The sequence below is a fragment of the Rossellomorea sp. GCM10028870 genome, from assembly GCF_042666755.1.
Lineage (GTDB): Bacteria > Bacillota > Bacilli > Bacillales > Bacillaceae_B > Rossellomorea.
This window is the reverse complement of record NZ_JBHTGN010000001.1, coordinates 1,226,830-1,249,788: the sequence shown is the minus strand read 5'-3', so window position 1 is coordinate 1,249,788 and position 22,959 is coordinate 1,226,830. Positions and strand designations below refer to the sequence as shown.

The 22,959-nt window shown below is 38.8% G+C and carries 21 protein-coding genes and 1 other annotated feature; of the genes, 18 read left to right on the top strand and 3 right to left on the bottom strand.

Annotation, left to right across the window (positions count from 1 at the left end):
• Positions 1 to 5: 5 nt before the first annotated feature.
• Positions 6 to 641 (top strand): nitroreductase family protein, encoded by a 636-nt coding sequence (locus ACFQWC_RS06565; protein ID WP_299741219.1) that lies wholly within the window; start codon positions 6 to 8, stop codon positions 639 to 641.
• Between the two features lie 24 nt (positions 642 to 665).
• Positions 666 to 962: a putative quinol monooxygenase gene (locus ACFQWC_RS06560; protein WP_377106614.1), complete on the top strand. Its 297-nt coding sequence runs from the start codon at positions 666 to 668 to the stop codon at positions 960 to 962.
• Between the two features lie 80 nt (positions 963 to 1,042).
• Here the strand turns inward: ACFQWC_RS06560 and ACFQWC_RS06555 are convergent, their stop codons facing one another.
• A complete protein-coding gene (locus ACFQWC_RS06555; protein WP_299741221.1) occupies positions 1,043 to 2,716 on the bottom strand; it encodes a ribonuclease J in 1,674 nt (557 codons plus the stop codon).
• Between the two features lie 159 nt (positions 2,717 to 2,875).
• Here ACFQWC_RS06555 and ACFQWC_RS06550 point away from each other — a divergent pair, with 159 nt between their 5' ends.
• The 7 genes from ACFQWC_RS06550 to ACFQWC_RS06520 all read left to right on the top strand — a co-directional run bounded on the left by ACFQWC_RS06550 (position 2,876) and on the right by ACFQWC_RS06520 (position 9,474).
• On the top strand, positions 2,876 to 3,541 hold the full coding sequence (locus ACFQWC_RS06550; protein ID WP_377106611.1) for an O-methyltransferase: 666 nt from the start codon (positions 2,876 to 2,878) through the stop codon (positions 3,539 to 3,541).
• A 57-nt stretch (positions 3,542 to 3,598) separates the two neighbouring features.
• Positions 3,599 to 3,807: a binding site (T-box leader), on the top strand.
• Positions 3,808 to 4,051: 244 nt separating this feature from the next.
• A complete protein-coding gene (gene tyrS / locus ACFQWC_RS06545; RefSeq protein WP_377106609.1) occupies positions 4,052 to 5,299 on the top strand; it encodes a tyrosine--tRNA ligase in 1,248 nt (415 codons plus the stop codon).
• A 151-nt stretch (positions 5,300 to 5,450) separates the two neighbouring features.
• Positions 5,451 to 5,771, top strand: a complete 321-nt coding sequence (locus ACFQWC_RS06540; RefSeq protein WP_299741223.1) for an ArsR/SmtB family transcription factor — start codon at positions 5,451 to 5,453, stop codon at positions 5,769 to 5,771.
• Positions 5,772 to 5,940: 169 nt separating this feature from the next.
• Entirely contained in the window at positions 5,941 to 6,801 is an 861-nt protein-coding gene (locus ACFQWC_RS06535; protein WP_299741224.1) for a permease, read from the top strand.
• A 460-nt stretch (positions 6,802 to 7,261) separates the two neighbouring features.
• Positions 7,262 to 8,224, top strand: coding sequence for a GNAT family N-acetyltransferase (locus ACFQWC_RS06530; protein WP_377106606.1), 963 nt, complete (start codon positions 7,262 to 7,264; stop codon positions 8,222 to 8,224).
• An 81-nt stretch (positions 8,225 to 8,305) separates the two neighbouring features.
• On the top strand, positions 8,306 to 9,220 hold the full coding sequence (locus ACFQWC_RS06525; protein ID WP_377106604.1) for a ferritin family protein: 915 nt from the start codon (positions 8,306 to 8,308) through the stop codon (positions 9,218 to 9,220).
• 38 nt (positions 9,221 to 9,258) lie between these two features.
• Complete coding sequence (locus ACFQWC_RS06520) at positions 9,259 to 9,474, top strand: hypothetical protein (protein ID WP_299741227.1); 216 nt, start codon at positions 9,259 to 9,261, stop codon at positions 9,472 to 9,474.
• 44 nt (positions 9,475 to 9,518) lie between these two features.
• Here ACFQWC_RS06520 and ACFQWC_RS06515 read toward each other — a convergent pair whose 3' ends face one another.
• Together ACFQWC_RS06515 and ACFQWC_RS06510 are read right to left on the bottom strand one after the other, a co-directional pair.
• Positions 9,519 to 10,136, bottom strand: coding sequence for an acetate uptake transporter (locus ACFQWC_RS06515; protein WP_299741228.1), 618 nt, complete (start codon positions 10,134 to 10,136; stop codon positions 9,519 to 9,521).
• A gap of 33 nt (positions 10,137 to 10,169) precedes the next feature.
• A complete protein-coding gene (locus tag ACFQWC_RS06510) occupies positions 10,170 to 10,427 on the bottom strand; it encodes a hypothetical protein (protein ID WP_377106602.1) in 258 nt (85 codons plus the stop codon).
• A gap of 499 nt (positions 10,428 to 10,926) precedes the next feature.
• Between ACFQWC_RS06510 and ACFQWC_RS06505 the strand changes: the two genes are divergently transcribed.
• From ACFQWC_RS06505 to ACFQWC_RS06465, 9 genes are all read left to right on the top strand, one after another.
• On the top strand, positions 10,927 to 14,091 hold the full coding sequence (locus ACFQWC_RS06505) for an SNF2 helicase associated domain-containing protein (RefSeq protein WP_377106600.1): 3,165 nt from the start codon (positions 10,927 to 10,929) through the stop codon (positions 14,089 to 14,091).
• Positions 14,092 to 14,353: 262 nt separating this feature from the next.
• Positions 14,354 to 15,934, top strand: coding sequence for a spore germination protein (locus tag ACFQWC_RS06500; protein WP_299741231.1), 1,581 nt, complete (start codon positions 14,354 to 14,356; stop codon positions 15,932 to 15,934).
• A 21-nt stretch (positions 15,935 to 15,955) separates the two neighbouring features.
• The gene (locus ACFQWC_RS06495) at positions 15,956 to 17,158 is read left to right on the top strand and encodes a Ger(x)C family spore germination protein (protein WP_377106598.1); all 1,203 of its coding nucleotides are present in this window, start codon (positions 15,956 to 15,958) and stop codon (positions 17,156 to 17,158) included.
• Between the two features lie 5 nt (positions 17,159 to 17,163).
• Entirely contained in the window at positions 17,164 to 17,400 is a 237-nt protein-coding gene (locus tag ACFQWC_RS06490; RefSeq protein WP_377106596.1) for a hypothetical protein, read from the top strand.
• 20 nt (positions 17,401 to 17,420) lie between these two features.
• Complete coding sequence (locus tag ACFQWC_RS06485; protein WP_377106594.1) at positions 17,421 to 18,524, top strand: GerAB/ArcD/ProY family transporter; 1,104 nt, start codon at positions 17,421 to 17,423, stop codon at positions 18,522 to 18,524.
• A 75-nt stretch (positions 18,525 to 18,599) separates the two neighbouring features.
• Positions 18,600 to 19,736 (top strand): GerAB/ArcD/ProY family transporter, encoded by a 1,137-nt coding sequence (locus ACFQWC_RS06480; protein WP_377106592.1) that lies wholly within the window; start codon positions 18,600 to 18,602, stop codon positions 19,734 to 19,736.
• Between the two features lie 82 nt (positions 19,737 to 19,818).
• Positions 19,819 to 21,177, top strand: coding sequence for a magnesium transporter (gene mgtE / locus ACFQWC_RS06475; protein ID WP_299741236.1), 1,359 nt, complete (start codon positions 19,819 to 19,821; stop codon positions 21,175 to 21,177).
• A gap of 247 nt (positions 21,178 to 21,424) precedes the next feature.
• Positions 21,425 to 22,045, top strand: a complete 621-nt coding sequence (locus tag ACFQWC_RS06470) for a TetR/AcrR family transcriptional regulator (protein ID WP_299741237.1) — start codon at positions 21,425 to 21,427, stop codon at positions 22,043 to 22,045.
• Positions 22,046 to 22,071: 26 nt separating this feature from the next.
• The gene (locus ACFQWC_RS06465) at positions 22,072 to 22,956 is read left to right on the top strand and encodes an ABC transporter ATP-binding protein (protein ID WP_377106590.1); all 885 of its coding nucleotides are present in this window, start codon (positions 22,072 to 22,074) and stop codon (positions 22,954 to 22,956) included.
• Positions 22,957 to 22,959 lie beyond the last annotated feature (3 nt).

The window sequence follows — 22,959 nt, the reverse complement described above, 5'->3', positions numbered from 1 at the left end:
GCATCATGAATCAAACAAAAATCAATGATTTTAACCAAATCATCACAGGGCGCCGTTCCATCCGTAATTATGACCCGTCTGTGAAAATCAGTAAAGAAGAAATGACAGAGATACTAACCGAAGCCACTCTTGCACCATCATCTGTAAACTTGCAGCCATGGCGTTTTGTAGTCATCGATAGTCCAGAAGGGAAAGAAAAACTTGCACCACTTGCGAAATTCAATCAGACGCAAGTCCAAACTTCATCTGCAGTGATTGCGGTATTTGTAGATATGAACAGCCTTGACTATGCGGATGAGATTTACAATAAAGCAGTAGAAGAAGGGTATATGCCTGCAGAAGTAAGAGACAGACAGCTACCATCTATTAAAGGATTACTACAAATGATGACAACTGAACAGTTCAGGGAAATGAACCTCATCGACGCAGGTTTAGTATCCATGCAGCTCATGCTTTCTGCACGTGCTCACGGATTTGATACAAATCCGATTGGTGGATATGAAAAAGATCAAATTGCTGAAGCATACGGTATGGACAAAGACCGTTACTATCCAGTCATGCTGATTTCAATCGGAAAAGCGGCAGATGCAGGCTACAAATCTGTTCGCCTGCCAGTAGAGTCCATCACAGAATGGAAATAAAAATAAGAAAAGAGGAGAAAGTATATGATTATTATTCATGCAGAATTTCAAATTAATCCAACCAAAGAACAAGCATTTTTAGAAGAGATTCGCCCACTTGTAGCAGCATCGAGAGCAGAAGAGGGAAACATTTCATATGACTTGATGAAAGATACTGAAAGAGAAAGTGTCTATACAATGGTAGAGGCGTGGAGGGATGCTGCTGCCGTTGAGACTCACAATGCGAGTGAGCATTTCTCTTCATTTGTTGGGAGAGCACCGGAGTATTTAGCGGCTCCTTTAGATGTGAAGATTTATGAAGGAAACAAGGTAGCGAAATAATCGATCGGATAGCACCTGACTTTTGTTGGGTGCTTTTTTTATTAAAAACTGCCAGGCACATAAGCACCCGGCAGTTCCAACTACACCTCAATAATGATTGGCAAAATCATTGGTTTCCTCTTCAAATGTTTGAATAGGTATTGACCTACGTCTTTTTTGATTGCCTGTTTCATTTCTTTCCAGTCCCGAATATTTTCTGCAGACAATTCATCTACTACTTTCCTGACGAGATGGTTTACGTCCTTTAAGAGGTCTTCTGAGTTTCGTACAAACACGAATCCCCTTGAAATGGTATCAGGTCCAGAAATAATCGTGTGTTCCGATTTACTAAGGGTAATGACAATGATAAGCATTCCATCTTCAGAAAGTTGTTTTCGATCCCGTAAAACTATGGATCCGATATCTCCGACGCTTAAGCCATCTACAAAGGTATCCCCTGCAGGAATGGCACGGGTTTGGCGGGCAGTGGAATTCTGAATATCGACGACTTCACCGTTTTTTATTATAAAAGTATTTCCTGCTTCTACTCCTACCGATTCAGCGAGTATTCGATGATGATGCAGCATTCGGTATTCACCATGTATAGGAATGAAATAGGTCGGCTTCATTAATGTGAGCATGAGTTTTAAGTCTTCTTGATACCCGTGTCCTGATACATGCATGCCTGTTGTGCTTCCACTTCCGTAAATTACGTTGGCACCAAGTTGAAACAAATTATCCAGAATTCGAGATACGTCCTTTTCATTTCCAGGTATAGGTGAAGCAGCCAGAATGATCGTATCACCTGGATAAACGTATACGTCCCGGAAGCTTCCAGTCGATAGGCGACCAAGTGCGGCCATAGGCTCACCTTGACTTCCCGTACATAAAATCGCTACCTTTTCGGGAGGTAATGCATCAATTTCACGGGCATCTATCAGCATCCCGTCAGGCACCGATAAATACCCGCGTTCCATGGCTACTGAAACCACATTGATCATGCTTCTTCCTAATAATGCCAGCTTTCTGTTTGTCTTGATGGAAGCATCTACTACCTGCTGGACCCGGTTGACATTGGAAGCAAAGGTTGAGACGAAGATCTTTCCAGTGGCTTTCAAGAACGCTTCATCCATGTGGTTCCCCACCATTTGTTCAGAAGGGGTCAAGCCGCTGCGCTCCGCATTCGTGCTTTCAGAAAGCAAAACTAACACTCCTTCATCACCGATCCTCGCCATTTTATGAATGTCTGAGTATTGATGATTGGCAGGGGTTAAGTCGAACTTAAAGTCTCCAGTATGTACGACATTTCCTTCCGGTGTATGAAATACGATACCTAAACAATCCGGAATACTGTGACTGACCTTGAAGAACGAAACATCGATTGTTCCGAAATTCAGGTTTGAATTTGAGTCGATGGTTACAAGTTTTGTATCTCTTATCAGCCTATGCTCTTCTAATTTTAGTTCGATCAGTCCCAGGGTGAAATGTGTAGCATAAATAGGCATGTTCATTTTTTTTAGAAGATAAGGAATGCCGCCTATGTGGTCCTCGTGGCCATGCGTGACGATTAACCCACGAATTTTATCTTTGTTTTTCTCCAAATAAGAGACATCAGGAATGATTAAGTCGATTCCCAAAAGACTTTCATCAGGAAACTTACCTCCACAATCAATGATGACAATATCATCACGATGATGTATGACATACATATTTTTTCCGATTTCATTGATTCCACCAAGTGCAAAAATGGATAATGCCTGTTCATTGGTATGCAAGAATGAACCCTCCAAGACAAATTGTTTTGGTTATTATGCCCGAATAGGATGATTTCATTAAGGTAAACTTTGTTTTGAGAGATAAAAAGTTACGTGATATAAATATTTATATGGTAAATTATGCTATTATTATTTATGAATGATACATACTAAGGAGTGATGATGTTGGCATCAACAAATGCATGGACAGAAGTAGATCAATATTTTACGAGTAAACTTCAAGTATCAGATCCACTTATGGACACGGTATTGAAAGCAAATAGTGAAGCAGAACTGCCTGCAATCAGTGTTTCTCCGAATCAAGGGAAGTTTCTCTCATTGCTTGCACAGCTTAAAGGAGCGAAACGAATATTGGAAATCGGGACCCTTGGTGGCTATAGTACGGTCTGGCTTGCCCGTGCACTGCCAGAGGACGGCCATCTTGTAACCTTGGAATATAGTGAAAAACATGCAAAAGTCGCTGCAAAAAACATACAAAACGCTGGAATGGATCGAAAGGTGGAAATTAAGGTAGGTGCTGCCTTGGATACGTTGCCGACTATTGGAGGTGAATTTGATTTCATTTTTATTGATGCAGACAAACAAAACAATGCAAATTATTTAAAATGGGCACTCGAGCTTTCTCAACCTGGAGCTGTGATCATTACAGATAATGTGGTACGAGATGGAAGAGTAATCGATGAAAACAGTGAAGATGAAAGTGTTCAAGGTGTTCGCCACTTTGTTGATATGTTGTCTAAAGAGCCCCGTATTGATTCAACGGTTGTTCAAACCGTCGGATCTAAAGGCTACGACGGGTTTGTAATGGGTATTGTGAAGGGATAAAAAATAATTATTGTATTTTATGGCATTATTCTGTAAAATAAATGAAAATTCATAATCTTACATGTCATGATAGGAACGAGTAGTGACTTATCTCCCTGGTGAAGAGAGCTGATGGCTGGTGGGAATCAGTACAAAGATAAGCGCGAATTACCTCCTTAAACATTCTCTGTGAACCATTAGTAGCAGAGAACGGCCGGTCCGTTATCCGTATGAAGTGGAAGAGAAATCTTCAATTAGGGTGGTACCGCGTTAACCACGTCCCTTTTTTTAGGGGCGTGGTTTTTTGGTGTGATTTTTAGTTGAGGAGAGTGGATAATGGCCACATGTGAAAAATAACGTAGAAATTCTCGTTTTAACGGCGAAATCGGAAATATAACGGCGAAGTCACAAATTAGTCGTCTGTAATCAGAATATATCAGCGGAATTTTCGTTTTATCAGCGAAATCCAGGATATATCAGCGAACTCGACCAAACTCACATTAATTCATTCAAACTCAAGGAGGAATGATCATGCAACACAAATGGGACTCACTTTCACAAGAACAACAGGCAGAAGTAGGAAGGCAGTTAACCGTCTACAAAAATGGAGTGCATGAAATCATTCCAGAAGCAGAATTAAGGCAAAAACTAGTCAAGTCAATTGCAACAGGAGTACCATTGAAAATCAAGCTTGGCCTAGACCCAACCGCTCCCGATGTTCACCTGGGTCATACGGTTGTTCTGAACAAATTAAGGCAGTTCCAAGAAAACGGTCATATCATTCAGCTTATTATCGGGGATTTCACCGGTAAAATCGGTGATCCAACTGGCAAGTCTGTTGCAAGGAAGCAGCTGACTGATGAAGAGGTGAAGAGAAATGCCCAAACTTACTTTGAGCAATTTGGTAAAGTCCTCGACAAAGAGAAGGTAGAGCTACATTACAATTCCGAATGGCTGTCATCGTTGAATCTTGAAGATGTGATTCATTTATCATCGAAAATCACGGTTGCTCGATTAATTGAAAGAAACGATTTTTCTAATCGGTTGTCAACAGGGAAGCCAGTTTCGCTTCATGAGTTTTTCTACCCGTTAATGCAAGGATACGATTCCGTGGCATTAGAAAGTGATGTGGAGATCGGCGGAACTGACCAGCAGTTTAATGTGTTGATGGGAAGACATCTTCAGGAGCATTACAACCAGGAGAAACAAGTGGTGATATTACTTCCTTTACTTGAAGGCCTTGACGGGGTAGATAAAATGTCAAAATCAAAACATAATTACATTGGAATTGATGAAGATCCTAACCAAATGTTTGGGAAGACGATGTCGATTCCCGATGAATTGATCATGAAATACTTCAACCTGATCACGGACTTATCTTTAGATGAGAAATCGAAAATAAAGAAGGAATTATTCGAAGGGACACTCCACCCCAGAGATGCCAAAATACGTTTAGGAAAAACCATCGTGTCCATGTACCACGGCGAAGAAGCAGCCGGGCAAGCTGAAAACAATTTTAAGGAAATATTTCAAAAAGGAGCACTGCCTGATGATATTCCAGAGATAAAGTGGACAGGTGAAAGTAGAGTGTCCATTATCGACTTACTTGTTGAGCTGAATATGCAAGCTTCAAAGAGTGAAGCGCGGCGGATGATTCAAAATGGAGGAATCAGAATCAATTCAGAAAAGGTACTGGATATGCATTTAGAAGTAGAGATTGAAGAAGGGATGATTGTGCAGGTAGGGAAGAGGAAGTATAAAAAGCTGAGAATAATGTAACTCCGTATGAAAGTCGTCTAATCAGCAAGAATAGATGACTTTCAAATTTTTTAATAAATCAAATATATTTGATTTATTAGTTGACTTAATGGAAGTTCTTGCATATAGTGAGGATATATCAAATAAATTTGATTTAAAAGGAGCAGATAGCATGAATAAACAAAGTCCATTAAAAAATATATCACTGGATTCAACCTTCAGTAAATACGAAAAAAAATTCAAGGCACTTGCAGATCAAAAAAGGTTATTTATCCTGCACCAAATTACTGAAATGGGAGAAGTGTGCGTATGTGACTTATCGGATAAATTAGACTTACCCCAATCTAAACTTTCCTACCATCTGAAGGTTTTAATGGAAGCTGAGTTGATCTTGAAAGAAACGCGTGGCACGTGGAGTTACTATACATTAAATCACACTGAATTGAATCACTTGTTATCAGAACAACTTTGCTGTTTGTTTAGGAAGGAATAAGATGCTCAATCTCTTTATGATTAATTAATCAAGAAAAATTGATTTAGGGTAAGGCAGATGTTTTGAGAAAGAGATTGTTTTAATTCGATTTATTAATCAAAAAAAGTTGATAAATAATATTCGATATTTAATCAAAAAAAATTGATTAAACAAAATGGAGGTAGTCAAAATGACTATATTAAAAGATTTCATCAGTATTGCCCTTGAACTAACTGTGCTGTTTGTCGGAATTTCCTTTGTTATTCATCTACTGCAAGGATTTGTTCCCTATAAAAGGATGGAGGTATTGATGGATAGAAGCCATCCTCTGTTGAGTGCTCTGATTGCTGTTGGTTTTGCGTTCGTCACACCATTTTGCTCCTGTTCAACAATCCCTATTGTCGCAAATCTATTGCGAAACAAAGTCCGATTTCCCATTGTGATGATTTTTCTTTTTGCCTCACCTGTTCTGGATTTAACGATATTGACCTTGATGACCTACCTACTGGGTTGGAAAGTAGCCATTGCCTATACGATTTTAACCACTTCTTTTTCTATTATCATCGGATTTGCGCTGAGTGCATTTGGATTTGAAAGACAACTAAAAAATGTCATGGTAGAAAATTTCTCAGCCCCTGAGAGTGGTATCGACATTAAGAAAGCAATAAGAGAAACACTCACACTTATGAGAAATGTCTATCCATTTCTTATTATCGGGGCAGGGATCGGTTCGGTTATTCACGGTTCTGTTCCAACAGAATGGATTACAACCTATTTAGGAGGAGAGAATTGGTGGCTTGTGCCAATAGCTGCGATTATTGGAATTCCGTTATACATCCGACTTTCTACAATGATTCCCATTTCGCAAATTCTCGTTGCTAAAGGAATGGCACTGGGACCAGTAATGGCCCTAATGATTGCATCAGCTGGAGCTAGCCTTCCTGAGGTAACTTTACTCCATAGCATTTTTAAGAAAAAGCTTGTCTTTGCATTTATTGGCTCTGTCCTCATGATGTCTACTATGTCGGGATTCTTATTTTACTTTATATAAGGAGGTGGTCAATATGAAATGGTTAAAGAGTTTGATGGGTCAGAAAGAAAAGATGGATTGCTGCAAAGTGAAGTTGGTTGAAGTAAAAGATGAAAATGTGAAAAAAGAATGTTGTCAAAAATAAAAATGAAGCCCTCGTTTTCTAACGCAGGGCTTAAACTTCTTTTATTGATATGGTAATAAAGAGAGTTTGCGAAGATCTACTTTCAAATCAATGAGTCGGGGTTTCGGTTAAATGAAAGCCAATATACTTCAACGCAGATTCTAAATTGCGTACCTTAACAATAGGTAGTTGAGATAATTGTCCGTTCTCCTCTTCATGAATCGCAATATTTAAGTTATAATTTTCCATATATTGAAATTCGAAGAGAAGAAATGAAGGGGGCAATCCGTTATTTGAAAAACAATGCAGATCTGTTACCTAATGACCAATTAATTTGAGATAAAGAGGAGAAACAAAATGAGTACAATCACTATAGAAAAAGCACGAATAGAAGATGCAGAAATCCTTACAGATATAAAGAGAAAAGTGTTCAATGCTGAAAAGGAAAGATGGCTTTCATATGCAGAGAATATCGTCGATTACAATATTCAGCCACCTGGCTACGACTCCATAGAGATGGGAAAGTATATGATCTGTGAATTGGATTATTTCAAAATCCTATATCAAGAAGAGCTTGTTGGAGGCGTGATTGTCACATTGGCAGGAAAGCACCGTGCGAGAGTCGATCGGATTTTTGTCGATCCGGATTTCCAGGGGAAAGGAATTGGTTCTTCTACGATAAGATTAATAGAAGAGGAGTTTCCACAGGTGATATCGTGGGAACTTGAGACATCCAGCCGGCAGCTGAATAATCATGCCTTTTATCAGAAGATGGGGTACAAGAAAATCTTTGAATCAGAAGATGAATTCTGTTATGAGAAATGTATCCAAGTCGATGCTACAGTAGAAGTTGATACGAGGGAGATTCTCATTCAAGGTGATACATTGAGACAAGGGAACCTTTCTCGGCTGCAAGTAGAACAGAGCAATATGACGGAGACGGATTTCTATGGAATCAACGGCAGTCACTTAACATTCAGCAACAGTAACCTAAAGGGAGCTCAATTTAGCAATTGCAATCTCAGTGAAACCCGCTTTCAAAATATTAATTTTAAAAAATCCCTGATTCCTGATTTGAATTTTTCACATAGTGAATTCGCCCATGTGTCTTTAGGGGGCGTGTATGTTCATGACACGACTCTTGGAGAAGAAGGTGAACCTGTACGTTTTGAGCGCTGTGATCTTAAAGGAAGCCATTTTAAAAGTTGCAATCTGAATGATGTTAGGTTAATAGATTGTGAGATGGAGGGAATGAGGATCAATAATATTTTGGTGAAAGATCTTCTGGAGGCGTATGAAGTAGTACATAAGAAGAGGTAAAGTGAAAATATCCAGACACCCGATTTAGGCTGAAGTCATAAGATACTTAATGACAGACCGAAAAGAGAGGTGTCTTTCTATATGAATCCTTATCAATTTTATCGTCAATTCAAACCTTTTTATTTAGATGGTTACTCGCGGGTTCAGGAGAATCATTCACTGATAAAAGATATACAAAAGGCAATTAACGGAGAATATAGTGCGATCGCTTGTTATAAAAAACTTGCTAAATTGGCGCCAACCGAAGAAGAGAAAAATCGCATTCGAGAAATCCGAAATGATGAAATGCGCCATTTCAAAGCTTTCAGTGATATCTATACGAATATAACAGGAGTCCCGCCCACTCCTCAATTGCAAGAAGGTTGTCCTGATTCATACAAAATAGGTCTTGAGTTTGCCATAAAAGACGAGCAAGAAACGGTTGATTTCTATCTAGAGATTGCCGATGGAGCCAAAGATACCTATATTAAGGAAACATTCCGTCGTGCTGCTGCCGATGAACAGAATCATGCCGTTTGGTTTTTGTTTTACTTTATCAAGAACCAAGGAAGCTGGAGACAGGAGAGGCAGATGAATTACGGCGCAAAAGGAGCACTTGAGGCAACTTCACTCACTGTTCCTCAAATGCTCGTTTATGCCTTGCAGGACGAATATCTCGCTCAGGCTAGATACGATCGAATCATACAGAATTTCGGTAATGTTCGAACCTTCTTAAGAATAAAGGAAGCCGAGCTGCGACATATTACAGCTTTGCAAACCCTATTCCAGCGCTATGGTGTGTCATTGCCTGAAGATCATTCTCAAGCTTATACTTTAACTCCAGATTCGATTAAGAGTGCATACGCAGCAGGAGTACAGGGTGAAATTGATAATATAGCTATGTATAATAAATTCCTGACTTACAATCTTCCTCAAGATGTAAGGTTTGTTTTTACACAATTGAGAGATGCTTCACAGAATCATTTAGCAGCTTTTGAGAGAGGGTTAGCCAGATGAAGTGACCGCCTGGATGGGTGTTTTTTTGTGGAGTGGGTTTGAGGAGGGAAAGGACCCACCATAAAAAAGCGAAGATATGGGCCATACGTATCATCGTATTTATCGATGGTTCAAAGAGAGCGAATACCAACCTTATAGAGAACCGAATGTTGAATATTTCGATGATCTTCCCATCAAGCATGAAAGATACCCCCAGTGACCGGGATTTAGAGGAGCCTCATTTCGGCATCCTGATTCCCGTATTGAAAAAATAATGGAAAAAGAGATAGATGAGCATTTCATCTATCTCTTTTTCCAGTTACTTAAATATCCCGAATGGCTTTCCTACTGGAAGTGTTTCTCTCCCAAAGTGGGTGTTCAACACACTTGCAGCAGAGCCGTAAAAGCTGAATAATGCAATGAACAACTCAGAAATGGCCGCTAATTTATGCATGGCTTCAGGTGCAATTCCAAGTGTAGACAGCGAAAGCCCGATAAATAGGAAATCAATCAGGACAAAAATAATGAACAAGACCTTATGTGTTTCCATGGCGCCAACGGTCATGAAAATACTGAAAATCAGATAGCCGATATATGCAATCCCCAGTTGGCGTGGGTCGACTGCAGCAGCCGCTGCATCTCCAAACACACCGAATGAAATTAACCAGGATGTTCCTACTCCAAGCCAAAATAAGCCGAATGCTCCAAATGCAGTGAATCCGAATGTATTATTATGTTTTGCATCTCCAAAGCATGCAATCAGCTGTGCAATTCCACCAAGGAAAATTGCCCATGGTAATACAAATGAAACTCCATCCGTCCATCCAAGTTTCGCTGAAGAAGCGACAAGAGTAACCATAGCTAGTCCAAAAAGTCCAATAGCAGATGGATCGGCTGATGCTATTTGAACTCGCTGAGTATTTTGTATTTGATTCATGATGATACCTCCTATTAAACATACTTGACTAATTTACATAAAAAAGTCTCCATATGCAATAGAAAATATTATGTAAGCATAACTTTCATTAAAAAGACGGTATTTTGGGTGTGGTTTAGGTATAAAATTGGGTTTCGCTGATAAAATGAAGATTCCGCTGATATATTTTGGATTTCGCTGATAAAATGAAAATTTCGCTGATAAAATTTTCTCATTCGCTAATCCAGCTAACAAAACTTCATCAAAAGAGTCGATTTCAACAAGATTACGACTCATCCAATAAAAATTCATCAAAAACCTCCTAACTAATGAAAAAACTCCCGGATTATCCGTAAAAAGATAATCCGGGAGTTCCTCCTTCTGACCGTACACACAATTCACAACAAAAAAACGCATGAATTGAGTCTATCCTACATACATATCAACAGGGGACAAATATTTTACTCGAGCGTTCCTCTAGAAGGGGGTGAGGACGGTGGAGAACTACTTTATTTTCATGCTCATATTTCAAGCAGGAAGTTTCATCATTTCGTTGTTGAATCATATTGAAAAGTAGAGGGCTCCTTATAAGTTTTTCCGGACTATGACTGGCCTCATAGTTCGGTTTTTTTTTCTGTCGGATCGCTTCCCTTATAGTCTATGTAGATCACCTCGGGAATATACGTTTCTATTAAAATAGCAATCGATGATGTACTGTTTCTAAATTTGCCTATTGTTGTTATCATAAGAATATTGAAGAAATCCAATCAGGGAACATACATATAAACATTTCCAGGAAGGAACCAGACAATTGAAGGTCATACAACAAAAACTCATAAAAGAACGATGCGGTACCGTTTCTTTCAAAAGGGGAGTGGGCTATTACCGTTCTAATAAAGTCAAGATAGTCGAGTTCAGTTCAAATTATTGTGGAGCGACCGTTATGGGAGAGGAAGATTTCCACGTAACCGTTACAGGGAGAGCTAATGGAGAAATCCAAGCAAAGTGCAGCTGCCCCAAACTGGCATCTTTCGATAAAGATTGTCAACATATCGCAGCTGTCCTACTCGCCATTCAATATAAGCAACGTAATGGAAATAGCCAAGAACGGGCAGTAACAGAAGAATTTTTCACCTTGTTTCACGATGAACCCATACGATCCACTGGTCACCAGAGGCATTTTGAAAACAGACAAGTTTTGCAATGTGAAATAATGATTAAGCCTGTACCCTTAATAACAGGTGGAGCTATGATCGGGATTGAATTAACGATACACTCTATCATGGTTCAACAGGTTAGAGGGTTTCTTCAGAGCATTAAAGAAGGAGTTCCCTTTCATCTTTCAGAATCATTTATTTTCAATCAACAACTTCATTGCTTTGCAATCGAAACCGATGATGTGATTCAACAGCTTATAAAAGTGTCCCAGGAAGAAACAATATACTCTTCGTCTGAAATGAACAATAGTGAACAATTACTTATACCACCATCATCATGGGAGCGGCTTTTACCATTACTTATAAAGGCGCCAGGGGTCAAAGTAGAGCAAAGCCAGGACACAGTTGAGGGGATCAAACTATTGAAGACCCCGCTTCCATTAAAGTTCCAATTTGGTCAAATTGAGAATGGAAGCTATCGATTACACATAACCGGGTTAAACAATATGGTCGTCCTGGATGAATATCAAGTCGTTCTTCATAAAGGAACATTGACCCAACTGGACACCAGGGATTGCAAGCGTCTATCCGAATTAAAGCGACTTCTCACCGAATCAGGAACAGACTCGATTCCCATTCCTCAAACCCAAATAGGCGTCTTTCTAGAGAAAGTAGCGATTGGATTAAAGAAATTGGGAGAGGTAACAATCTCGGACGACATTTCCAGAAAGTTGGAAAGTGCACCGCTTGTTGCAAAGCTGTATCTTGACCGGGTGAAGAATCGCTTGCTCGCCGGACTTGAATTTCATTACGAAAATGTAGTGATTTACCCGTTGGAAAATAGGGAACCCCCTTCAAGTTCTGTGTTAATCAGGGATGTTGAAAAAGAAGATGCCATCCTTGAATTAATGGAAGAGTTCTCTTTTGGAAAAACAGAAGGCGGTTACTTTTTACACAATGAAGATTTAGAATATGAGTTTTTAACCTATGGTGTGGCGAAGGTTCAGAAGCTTGTCCAAATCTATGCAACTACAGCAGTGAGAAACCGTGTCTTTAAAGGAAATAAAGGTCCGAAAATCCAGGTCAAGGTGAAGAAAGAACGAATGAACTGGCTGGAATTCAAGTTTGAAATGGATGGGATTCCTGACCGACAGATCATGGAGATCCTTGAGGCATTAGAAGAAAAACGTAAATATTACCGGATGAGAAACGGGTCTCTTCTGTCACTGGAATCCAATGAGTTTCAAGACATCCAGCGATTTCTTCATACGTCACAAGCGGAAAAAAATGATTTAATCAAGGGACTTGAGCTGCCATTGCATCAAAGTCTTCAACTAATGGATTCAGTTGATGTGAGCCACACGTTCAAATTAGGGGAATCATATAAAGAGTTCCTACAACATATCATGAACCCCGGCAGTATGGAGTTTTCCGTTCCACCAAACTTGAACACACTTTTGAGGGATTATCAAAAAACCGGCTATCTATGGATGAAAACGCTGGCCTTTTATGGTTTGGGGGGGATATTAGCCGACGATATGGGGTTAGGGAAAACCATTCAAAGCATTTCTTATATCGTTTCGGAGTTAGAAGAGATTAGGACGCTGAAACTTCCGGTTCTGATTGTTTGTCCTTCGTCCCTCACGTATAACTGGCAAAGTGAATTTATGAAGTTTGCTCCTGAAATACAAGCAGTGATTCTGGATGGAAATCAATCAGAACGAAGGAAGAAGCAGAAAGGGTTAAAGGATGTCGATGTGATCATCACTTCCTATCCGTTACTTCGAAGTGACATCAAGTGGTACGAGCAACAGAAATTTCACACGGTGTTTTATGATGAGGCTCAGGCGTTCAAAAATCCAATAACGCAAACTGCAAGAAGTGTAAAGAAGATTATAGCCAATCACCGTTTTGCATTAACCGGCACCCCTGTTGAGAATTCACTCGAAGAGTTGTGGTCAATCTTTCACGTAGTATTTCCGGGATTATTTCGAGGACTTAAGGATTATAGTCGTCTTACAAAAAAAGATATCGCCAAAAGAACACGCCCGTTTGTCCTGCGCAGGATGAAGGAAGATGTCTTGTCAGAACTTCCGGAAAAACAGGAGATCATGGAATCGGCGGAACTGCTGCCTCCTCAAAAGGAATTGTACGCTGCTTATTTAGCCAAGCTGCGTCACGATACACTTAAGCATTTGGATAAAAATACTTTGAGGAAAAACAGAATCAAAATTCTGGCTGGTATTACGCGGCTTCGACAAATATGCTGTCATCCAGGTTTATTTGTCGAGGGCTACGAGGGAACATCGGCTAAATTTATTCAGCTCATGGAGATTTTGGAAGAATCAAGGCTTTCAGGCAGAAGGGTATTGATTTTTTCACAGTTTACTAAAATGCTTGAGTTCATCGGTAGAGAGCTTTCGGAGAAGGGACAGACCTTCTTTTACCTTAATGGATCAACTCCTTCTGAAGAGCGGGTAGGCATGTGCAACAGATTTAATGAAGGCGAGCGCGACCTGTTCCTTATTTCGTTGAAAGCGGGAGGTACGGGACTTAACTTAACAAGTGCCGATACCGTCATCCTCTATGATACATGGTGGAATCCTGCTGTCGAAGAGCAAGCAGCCGATAGAGCCCACCGCATGGGTCAAAAAAATGAGGTGCAAGTCATCAAGCTCATCGCCCGCGGCACCATTGAAGAAAAAATGAATGAGCTGCAAGAAAAAAAGAGACACCTCATTCAAGAGGTGATCGATCCTGATGAAAAAATCGTTTCTTCCATCACGGAAGATGAGCTTAGAGGAATATTATCAGTTTAAAACGTTGGATGATAAAGGTGGGGCTTCTATAATGAAGCCCCACCTTTTATATTTATACTCATGCTGAATTTTACAATGAGGGTACGAGCATACGAATAAATAAGAAATAAATAAGCATGATAAATGGGAAAGAATAGAAAGTTTCATGCGATGAAGATATGGTTGTTTTTTTCAAAGTGCTTGTGATTTATTAAGAGAAATGATGTAAGATTTTTCTTGCCGAAACATGTTGAAAATTTGTACATAAAGTCAGGTGTAATTCATGCGACGCAGTTCAAAAACTAATAAGGAAGAAAAGATAGATTCGACCTCCACAATAAACGAGGATTCCTCAAAAGTGAATCAATTACATGCAAACCTAGAAGAAAATCTACATTCCATCTCAAAAGCAATTGGAAATAGTGATGATGTAGTCATAAGGAAAATTAAAATAGGAAAAGAAAGATGTATGGATGCAGGAATCATTTATACAGATGGAATTGTTGACACAAAATCAATCAATGATTTTATCTTAGAATCTCTTATGATCGATTTTGATTATGAAATAAATGATCATTCTGAGATGGATTTGGTGGATCGTTTGAGAGATTCTGTTGTTGCTGTTGGAAATATTCAAGATTTAAATGACTTTGAGACATTATATTCTTCACTCTTTTCTGGGCACGTCATCGTATTAATGAATGGATTTAAGAGAGGAGTCACGATTGATTTAAGTGGAGGAAAGGACAGGGAGGTATCAGAAGCCACTCAGGAAACTGTTGTTAGAGGTCCGAGGGAAGCGTTCACGGAGTCTTTACGGACAAATACAGCTTTGATAAGACGAAAAATCAATGATTATAATCTTTGGGTAGAGTCTAAAAGGATTGGTAAAGTCACAAAAACGCAGGTATCTGTTATGTACATTAAAGGGATCGTCAATGACAAAGTGCTGGAAGAGGTAAGAGAACGTCTTGATCGAATAGAGATCGATGGGATTTTAGAAAGCGGCTATATTGAAGAATTGATTGAAGATAAGACATTCTCTCCATTCCCTACAATATATAACACAGAACGCCCAGACGTAGTTGCCGCTTGCCTATTAGAAGGACGTGTAGCCATCTTGGTAAATGGTACTCCCTTTGTTTTAGTGGTGCCTTCATTATTCACACAGTTTTTCCAAGCTGCTGAAGACTATTATCAAAGGTGGGATTTTAGTACCCTCATACGTTTTCTTCGTTTAATTAGCTTTTTTATTGCTTTATTAGCTCCTTCAATTTTTATTGCTGTTACTACGTATCATCATGAAATGATACCCACCCCACTCCTTATTAGTCTCGCATCTCAGCGTGAAGGTGTTCCATTTCCTGCTTTTGTGGAAGCACTAATGATGGAAGTGACGTTTGAAATATTACGGGAAGGCGGTATAAGAATGCCGAGAGCCATCGGGCAAGCCGTCTCGATTGTTGGCACATTGGTCATTGGAACAGCAGCGGTAGAAGCGGGAATCGTGTCCGCTGCAATGGTCATTGTAGTATCTATTACAGCAATCGCGAGTTTCGTTGTACCATCTAACAATATGGGTATCTCCATCAGGATGATTCGTTTTATATTTATGGGGCTGGCTGCGTCATTTGGTATTTTCGGGATTACCGCTGCATTTATAGCAATGATACTCCATTTATGCAGTTTACGTTCGTTCGGCGTTCCTTATATGAGTCCTTTTGGGCCGTTCAATGTTGAAGATCAAAAGGATTCCCTATTCAGATTCCCGCACTGGGGATTGGTTTCACGTCCACATTTAATGAATCAGCAAAATGTGAATCGCGAAGATAGTCCGGCTCCAACCCCGCCAGATAATCAATAAAAGATAGATGGAGGTTGTTAGATGATTGGGAAAACAATAACTCTCCTTTGCATTTGTCTTTTGATTCTTTTTACTACAGGTTGTTGGAACCGGGTTGAGTTAAATGAACTGGCCATAAGTGTAGGACAAGGAATCGATAAAGAGGATGATAAATACAAAGTATCTACACAAATTGTTATTCCAAGTGAAGTTGCTTTAAAAGCAGGTGCGACTTCTGGAATACCCGTAACCCTCTTTACAGGGACAGAAGAAACCGTATTTGAAGCAATGCGGGAAATAACGACCGTCAGTCCGAGAAAGATTTATCATTCTCATCTCCGAATCCTTGTCATCGGGGAAGAACTGGCCAAAGAAGGAATAGGGAAAGTGTTGGATTTTTATGCAAGGGACCATGAATATCGGACGGATTTCTATATCGTCATTGCCAAGGAAACGACTGCTGAGAATATATTATCTATGTTAACTACAATTGAGAAAATACCCTCAAATAATATGCTGTCTTCTCTGGAAACTTCAGAGAAGACATGGGCACCAACAACTTCCGTTACCTTACATGAACTTATCCGGAGCTTGGTGACAGAAGGAAAGAGTCCTATACTGACAGGTATTGAAATTATTGGTGATCCTTCTATTGGAGATAATGTTCAGAACATTGAACAAATTAATCCTGCAGCCTATTTAAAATATTCCGGAATAGCGGTATTCAAGAGAGATCGAATGTTGGGATGGTTAAACGAGGAACAGAGCAGAGGGTATAACATCATAACGGATAATGTAAAAAACACGGTGGCTAATGTCCAGTGTCCGAGTGAAGGGGAATTGAATTTCGAAGTTATACATTCAAAAACGAAAGTGAAAGGAGACGTAGAAAATGGAATACCCAAGATTGATGTTTCGATCGAGGCAGAAGGAAATATAGGGGAAGTGAAATGTGCAATTGATTTAACAAAACCTAAAACTATTTATGAGTTAGAGAAGCTAGCAGAGGAAAGTTTTATAAAACTTACTAAAGGAACAATCAAAACGGTTCAGGAAGATTTCGGAGTGGATATTTTCGGATTCGGGGATATCATTCATCGTTCTGACCCTGAATTATGGAAAAAGCTTAAAAAGGATTGGAATGAAAAACACTTCACAGACCTTGAAGTGAATGTGAAAGCTGATATAAAAATTCGCCGTTTAGGTAAGATAGGAAACTCATTTTTACCTGAAATGAAGGAGTGACCATAATGTGGTCAACGCTGGGAATTGTTATTGTAGCTATCCTCATTATTATGGCTGAAGTACCTTCCCTTTTAAAAAATAAAGCTAAAAGAGAGCTATGGGTATTTTCTGTTCTACTCGTTATAGGAGTTGGATTAAGCATAGCAAGAGGTTTAAATATCAGTATCCCAAATCCCTTGGACGTACTCAGCATTGTATATAAACCTTTCAGTGATTTGCTCACGTCGATGTTAAATTCATAGTAAATGAGGTGTAAATTCTTTTGGATAACAAAAAAATAGATCTTCCTCAGTTTACTATACTTGTAACACTCATTACCATTGGAGATTCTATTCTGGTATTACCTGCAATACCAGCTGCATTAGCTAAACAAGACGCCTGGATATCAGCGATTCTCGGATTACTAATTGGTTTACTTGTCGTCTATTTATTGGGTACGGTAGGGAAACTATATCCTCATTTAACATTAGTGGAATATAACGAAAAAATCCTTGGAAAGTGGCCTGGAATTGTTGTTTCGATTCTATTTATTTTTTACCCGCTCCTTTCTGTTGCAGCACATGTAAGAGAAATCGGGGATTTTACAACAACACATATCATGACTAATACACCTGTGTTAATGGTTAACCTGTTATTTGTAGTCATTATCGTCATGGGGGCACGACTGGGTATCGAAGTGATTGCGAGATCAGGAGAAATTTTTTTCTTTTTCTTTACGCTCCTATTTATAGTATTTGTTATAGCACTTGTTCCATTAATTGATTTGAAGAATGTGCAGCCTATTCTTGAGGGCGGGATAAAACCCGTCATTAACGGTGCCTTTACAGTGGTGGCCTTCCCTTTTATGGAGTTAGTAGTGTTTTTAATGGTATTACCCTATGTAAATCATCAAAAAAAGATCAGAAAAAGCTTTCTCATAGGTTCTTTATGTGGGGGGCTTGTATTAGTCATTATCATTGCTTTTACGATTCTAATTCTGGGATACGATCTTACACAAAGGTCTTTTTATCCTACATTTGCTTTAGCCAAAATAATCAGGATTGGTGATTTTTTGGAAAGGATAGAAGTGATATTAGCCGTCATGTGGATTTTAACCACTTATTATAAGATTACGTTCTATTTTTATATTTTGAACGTAGCATTAGCCCAAATTGTAAGAATAAAGGAATACAAGGTACTCCTCTATCCTATGGGTATGATTATCACTGTACTTTCAATCGTCATTTCTCCAAATGCAGCCTATTTTAATGATACGATTTCAAAATACTGGCCATTTTATGACAGTACATTTAGCGTATTATTACCTTTGCTTCTATTGATTGTTGCATTCTTAAGAAAAAAACATGAAAAGATAGGTTATAACTAAGAGAAGAGTAATACACATCATTGAACAAGGCAAAAGAAACGTTTAGTTATTGAGTAGTTGTAATCTTTTTACTGTGTGGGTGTAAGGGAGGGATGTCATATCACAACATATAAAATAAATTCAATCCAGTTATTCGTATTGATTTTCTTGTTTGAATTGGGAAGTTCAATCATCGTCGGACTAGGATTTGATGCAAATCAGGATGCATGGTTGGTGATTCTATTGGCGATGATAGGGGGAATCATTCTTTTCCTTTTGTATGAATACCTTTTTAAACAGTATCCCAATCTTCCACTAACCGAATATGTGGAAAAGATAGTAGGGAAATACCCTGGAAAAGTTATTGCTTTTATGTATATTCTTTATTTTTTCTACATTGCGGGAAGGGTATTGCGGGATTTCGGAGACCTCCTCATCACAACCACACTTAGTCAAACACCATTAATGGTGATCAATTTACTCATGGTACTTTTGGTGGTATACGCTTACTACTTAGGAATCGAGGTTATTGCGAGAACAGGCAATATATTTTTCATTATCTTAACGATCCTCGCTTCATTGTTTTTTATATTCGTATTTATCGATCGCCTCCCGCAATTGGAGCATCTTCAGCCTGTACTTGAGCAAGGATGGATTCCCGTTTTAAAAACAGCATTTCCCTTAACCTTAACATTCCCTTTCGGCGAAATAATCGTGTTTACAATGATTTTCCCATTCTTAAATCGAAAGGAAAAGGTATTGAAGACAGGGCTTTTTGCAGTAATATTTAGTGGTACAGTACTCATCGTAACCATGAGTGTCATCTTAGGTGTACTCGGGCCAACTATAGGAAAAAACACAGAATTCCCCCTTATGGAAGCAATAGAAAAAGTGAATATTGCCCAAATAATCCAACGTTTAGATCCTATCGCCCTGGGGATTTTCATTATAGGTGTCTATTTTAAAATCACCCTTTTCTTTTTTGCAGGAATGTACGGGTTTGAGAGATTGTTTCGAATCAAGAAGCAAAAATTCTTTTTATTGCTAACCGGTACAGCCCTTCTTTCAAGCTCGGTTTTTATGGCTGAAGGGTTTACACAGCATCTACAAATAGGACTGAAAGTTGTTCCGTTATATGTACATATGCCATTTCAGGTATATATTCCATTATTATTATTTCTAATTTTGGTAGTGAAAAGAGCATACAAACAATGGAGTCGTTCATTGCAATAGGTCAATGTAAGTTAATCCAAATCAAAAACATGAAAAGGTGTTAAGGTGAGCAGCAATAAACTCTATAGCAAGGAGTAAACATATGACGTTGTCGATGACTGAAAATGAAATCACACTTGCCATTATCCAAAGCCTCAAAGACGGTAAAAAAAATGCGTTTCTCGAAATAATAGAAGAATTGCAGCCTTATGACATAGCTCAGCAATACTCAAATGTACCTTCTAAACACCAAAACAAATTCCTATTATTTTTAACATTAGAGCAATTAACTGAATTCATTCAGGAAATCGATAAAGAAAATCAATTAGTGGTGTTACAAAAGCTGGGGATTGAAAAATCAACCAAAGTCCTGGACTTAATGGAAAACGATAATCTGGCTACTTTATTAACAGACCTTGAACCTGAGAAGATTGAAGAACTCTTGTCAGAGATGAATCAAGAGGAATCTCAAGTCGTTATGAATTTAATGAATTACCCCCCAGAAACGGCTGGTAGAATAATGAACAACCGCTATGTATGGATTCCGAAGGACTATACAGTCCGTGAGGCGGTTGATAAACTGAAGGATTTCGCCGAATTGGCTGAATACCTTAACTACCTGTATGTGATCGATGAAGAAAAAAAACTAATCGGCGTTATTTCTTACAAAGATTTGTTACTAGGGGAACTGCAGGATAAAATTGAAACGATTATGTACAGCAGAGTGGTAAAAGTAGATGTCTATACTGACCAGGAAGAAGTAGCAAAAATGATTAGTCGATATGATTTCATTACGATCCCGGTCATTGAGGAAGATGGGAAATTGGCTGGTGTCATTACCGTTGACGATATTATCGATGTGGTCATTCAAGAAGCAAATGAAGACATAGAAAAGTTATCAGCTTCAGGAAAATCAATTGACTTCAATACCAAACCATTAGTAGCTGCCTATCGTCGATTACCCTGGTTGATTCTGTTATTATTCATTGGACTCGTTTCAGGAAGCATTATAAATATGTTTTCCGCAACACTAGAGCAAGTCGTGGCACTCGCTTTCTTTATGCCCATGATTGCTGGTATGACGGGCAATACCGGAACTCAATCACTTGCTGTAGTCGTAAGGGGCCTGGTTTCAAATGACTTAGATTTCGGGCAAGTGCTGAAGCTGATCATCCGTGAGCTATCGGTTGGCATCATCATTGGAGTGACATGCGCGGTGATGATATCCATCATTGCATTTGTTTGGCAAGGAAATGTCATATTGGGTGCAGTAGTAGGGAGCTCCTTACTCATCACACTAGTTATTGGAACGTTGGCAGGTACAATTATTCCACTGATTCTATACAAGTTTAATGTTGACCCTGCTGTAGCTTCCGGTCCTTTAATTACAACAATCAACGATATCTTGTCTCTTATGATCTATTTTGGGATTGCTACCATGTTTATTACGAGATTAATGTAAGTTTTCTCAAATAGTTGAGAATCATCAAGAATTAGCACGTAACGATTACAAAAAGCTCTTAAATCATGAGCTTTTTTTTTATTTGAGGAGACTAATAAGGAATAGCTTCTCTAATTCTTCAAATGACCTTTTTTGAAAATGCTACTATTATACAAAAATAACATTGACCAAATTGGTCAAAAATGACTATAATGAAATTGACCAATATGGTCAAACGCCTGTCCCTTTATAGGAGGATGAGAAAGTATTGTTTAAAACATTGAACTTAGATCCTGAGAAAGAAGAAAGGATCATTAATGCAGCAACTCAAGTTTTTGCGAAGAATGGTTACCAAAATGCCTCAACAAACGAGATCGTCAAGGAAGCAAAGATATCAAAGGGAATTTTATTTCATTATTTTAATAGCAAAAAGGATTTGTATGTTTCACTGTATGAACATCTAGCTGACTTATTCACTGAGAAGATTTATGAGCGTATTGACTGGAACGAGCGCGATATTTTCGTTACGATTCGCGCAGTAACGTTGATAAAGTTTGAGCTTTTTGCCGTTTACCCACATCTGATAAATTTTCTTACTAGTGCATTTATCGAAGAAGCACCGGAAGTAAAAGATGATATCGAACAGATTAAAGCCAAAATGGTGGAGAACAGCTTTGCAAAATTATTTTCGAACATAGATACAACTAAATTCAAAGAAGGCGTCGATGTGAAAAAAGCGATTCAAATTATTTATTGGACGTTTGAAGGAATTGCCAATCAACAACAGCAAAAAGCTAAGACACTATCCGTAGAAGAAATTAAACAAGAAGAAGTGCTGGCTGAAGTTGATTCCTACATCGAATTATTGAAGGCATCATTTTACAAATAGACAGTTGGAAAGTGAGGATGAGATTCATGAATGTGATTGAAATTAATGAATTAACGAAAACGTATGGAAAGTCGAGAGGGATTACGGATATCAGTTTCCAAGTAAAAGAAGGGGAAATCTTTGGCTTTATCGGTCCTAACGGGGCAGGGAAATCTACGACGATTCGAACCCTCCTTTCGCTGATTCATCCGACGAGCGGCAGTGCGAAAATATTTGGAAAAGATTGTGTTGAGTTCGCTCCAGAGATTGCGAAGGAAGTTGGATATCTACCATCTGAAGTATTCTATTACGACAATATGAAGGTGATGGACCTCCTCAAGTATTCTGCCAGTTTCTACAAGAAAGACTGCACGAAGAGGATTAAAGAATTGGCCGAAGTGCTGAACTTAGATTTAACGAAGAAGATTGATGATCTCTCACTTGGAAACAAAAAGAAAGTGGGAATCATTCAAGGGTTGCTTCATGAACCTAAACTCATTATCCTCGATGAGCCAACATCAGGACTGGATCCATTAATGCAGCAAAAATTCTTCGAACTGCTTCAAGCTGAAAATAAGAAGGGAGTCACCATTCTATTTTCTTCTCATATATTAAGTGAAGTTCAGCGACTATGCGATCGAGTAGCGATCATTAAAGAAGGAAAAATCGTTCAAGTCGAAAAGATCAGTACGTTAAAAGAAAACAACCATAAAAAATTCAAACTTGAATTAATAAGTGATGTAGATCAATCATACTTCGAGCTTGAAGGCGTGAGCAATCTTGAAGTGAATCAAAATCATGTCAGCTTCCTGTTCAGGGGGGATATCAACTCGGTGATGAAGAAGATTTCCTCTATCCAAATTGCCAATCTATGGATAGAGGAGCCGGATTTAGAAGAAATCTTCATGCACTATTACGAAAAGGAGGCTTGATAC

What these genes read in the sequence shown, in the direction of transcription:
- ACFQWC_RS06565 (WP_299741219.1), top strand. Translation starts at nt 6, where the DNA reads ATGAATCAAACAAAAATCAATGATTTTAACCAAATCATCACAGGGCGC.
- ACFQWC_RS06510 (WP_377106602.1), bottom strand. Translation starts at nt 10,427, where the DNA reads ATGAATTTTTATTGGATGAGTCGTAATCTTGTTGAAATCGACTCTTTT.
- ACFQWC_RS06530 (WP_377106606.1), top strand. Translation starts at nt 7,262, where the DNA reads ATGAGTACAATCACTATAGAAAAAGCACGAATAGAAGATGCAGAAATC.
- ACFQWC_RS06465 (WP_377106590.1), top strand. Translation starts at nt 22,072, where the DNA reads ATGAATGTGATTGAAATTAATGAATTAACGAAAACGTATGGAAAGTCG.
- ACFQWC_RS06515 (WP_299741228.1), bottom strand. Translation starts at nt 10,136, where the DNA reads ATGAATCAAATACAAAATACTCAGCGAGTTCAAATAGCATCAGCCGAT.
- mgtE (WP_299741236.1), top strand. Translation starts at nt 19,819, where the DNA reads ATGACGTTGTCGATGACTGAAAATGAAATCACACTTGCCATTATCCAA.
- ACFQWC_RS06525 (WP_377106604.1), top strand. Translation starts at nt 8,306, where the DNA reads ATGAATCCTTATCAATTTTATCGTCAATTCAAACCTTTTTATTTAGAT.
- ACFQWC_RS06495 (WP_377106598.1), top strand. Translation starts at nt 15,956, where the DNA reads ATGATTGGGAAAACAATAACTCTCCTTTGCATTTGTCTTTTGATTCTT.
- ACFQWC_RS06535 (WP_299741224.1), top strand. Translation starts at nt 5,941, where the DNA reads ATGACTATATTAAAAGATTTCATCAGTATTGCCCTTGAACTAACTGTG.
- ACFQWC_RS06490 (WP_377106596.1), top strand. Translation starts at nt 17,164, where the DNA reads ATGTGGTCAACGCTGGGAATTGTTATTGTAGCTATCCTCATTATTATG.
- ACFQWC_RS06540 (WP_299741223.1), top strand. Translation starts at nt 5,451, where the DNA reads ATGAATAAACAAAGTCCATTAAAAAATATATCACTGGATTCAACCTTC.
- tyrS (WP_377106609.1), top strand. Translation starts at nt 4,052, where the DNA reads ATGCAACACAAATGGGACTCACTTTCACAAGAACAACAGGCAGAAGTA.
- ACFQWC_RS06560 (WP_377106614.1), top strand. Translation starts at nt 666, where the DNA reads ATGATTATTATTCATGCAGAATTTCAAATTAATCCAACCAAAGAACAA.
- ACFQWC_RS06550 (WP_377106611.1), top strand. Translation starts at nt 2,876, where the DNA reads ATGATGTTGGCATCAACAAATGCATGGACAGAAGTAGATCAATATTTT.
- ACFQWC_RS06500 (WP_299741231.1), top strand. Translation starts at nt 14,354, where the DNA reads ATGCGACGCAGTTCAAAAACTAATAAGGAAGAAAAGATAGATTCGACC.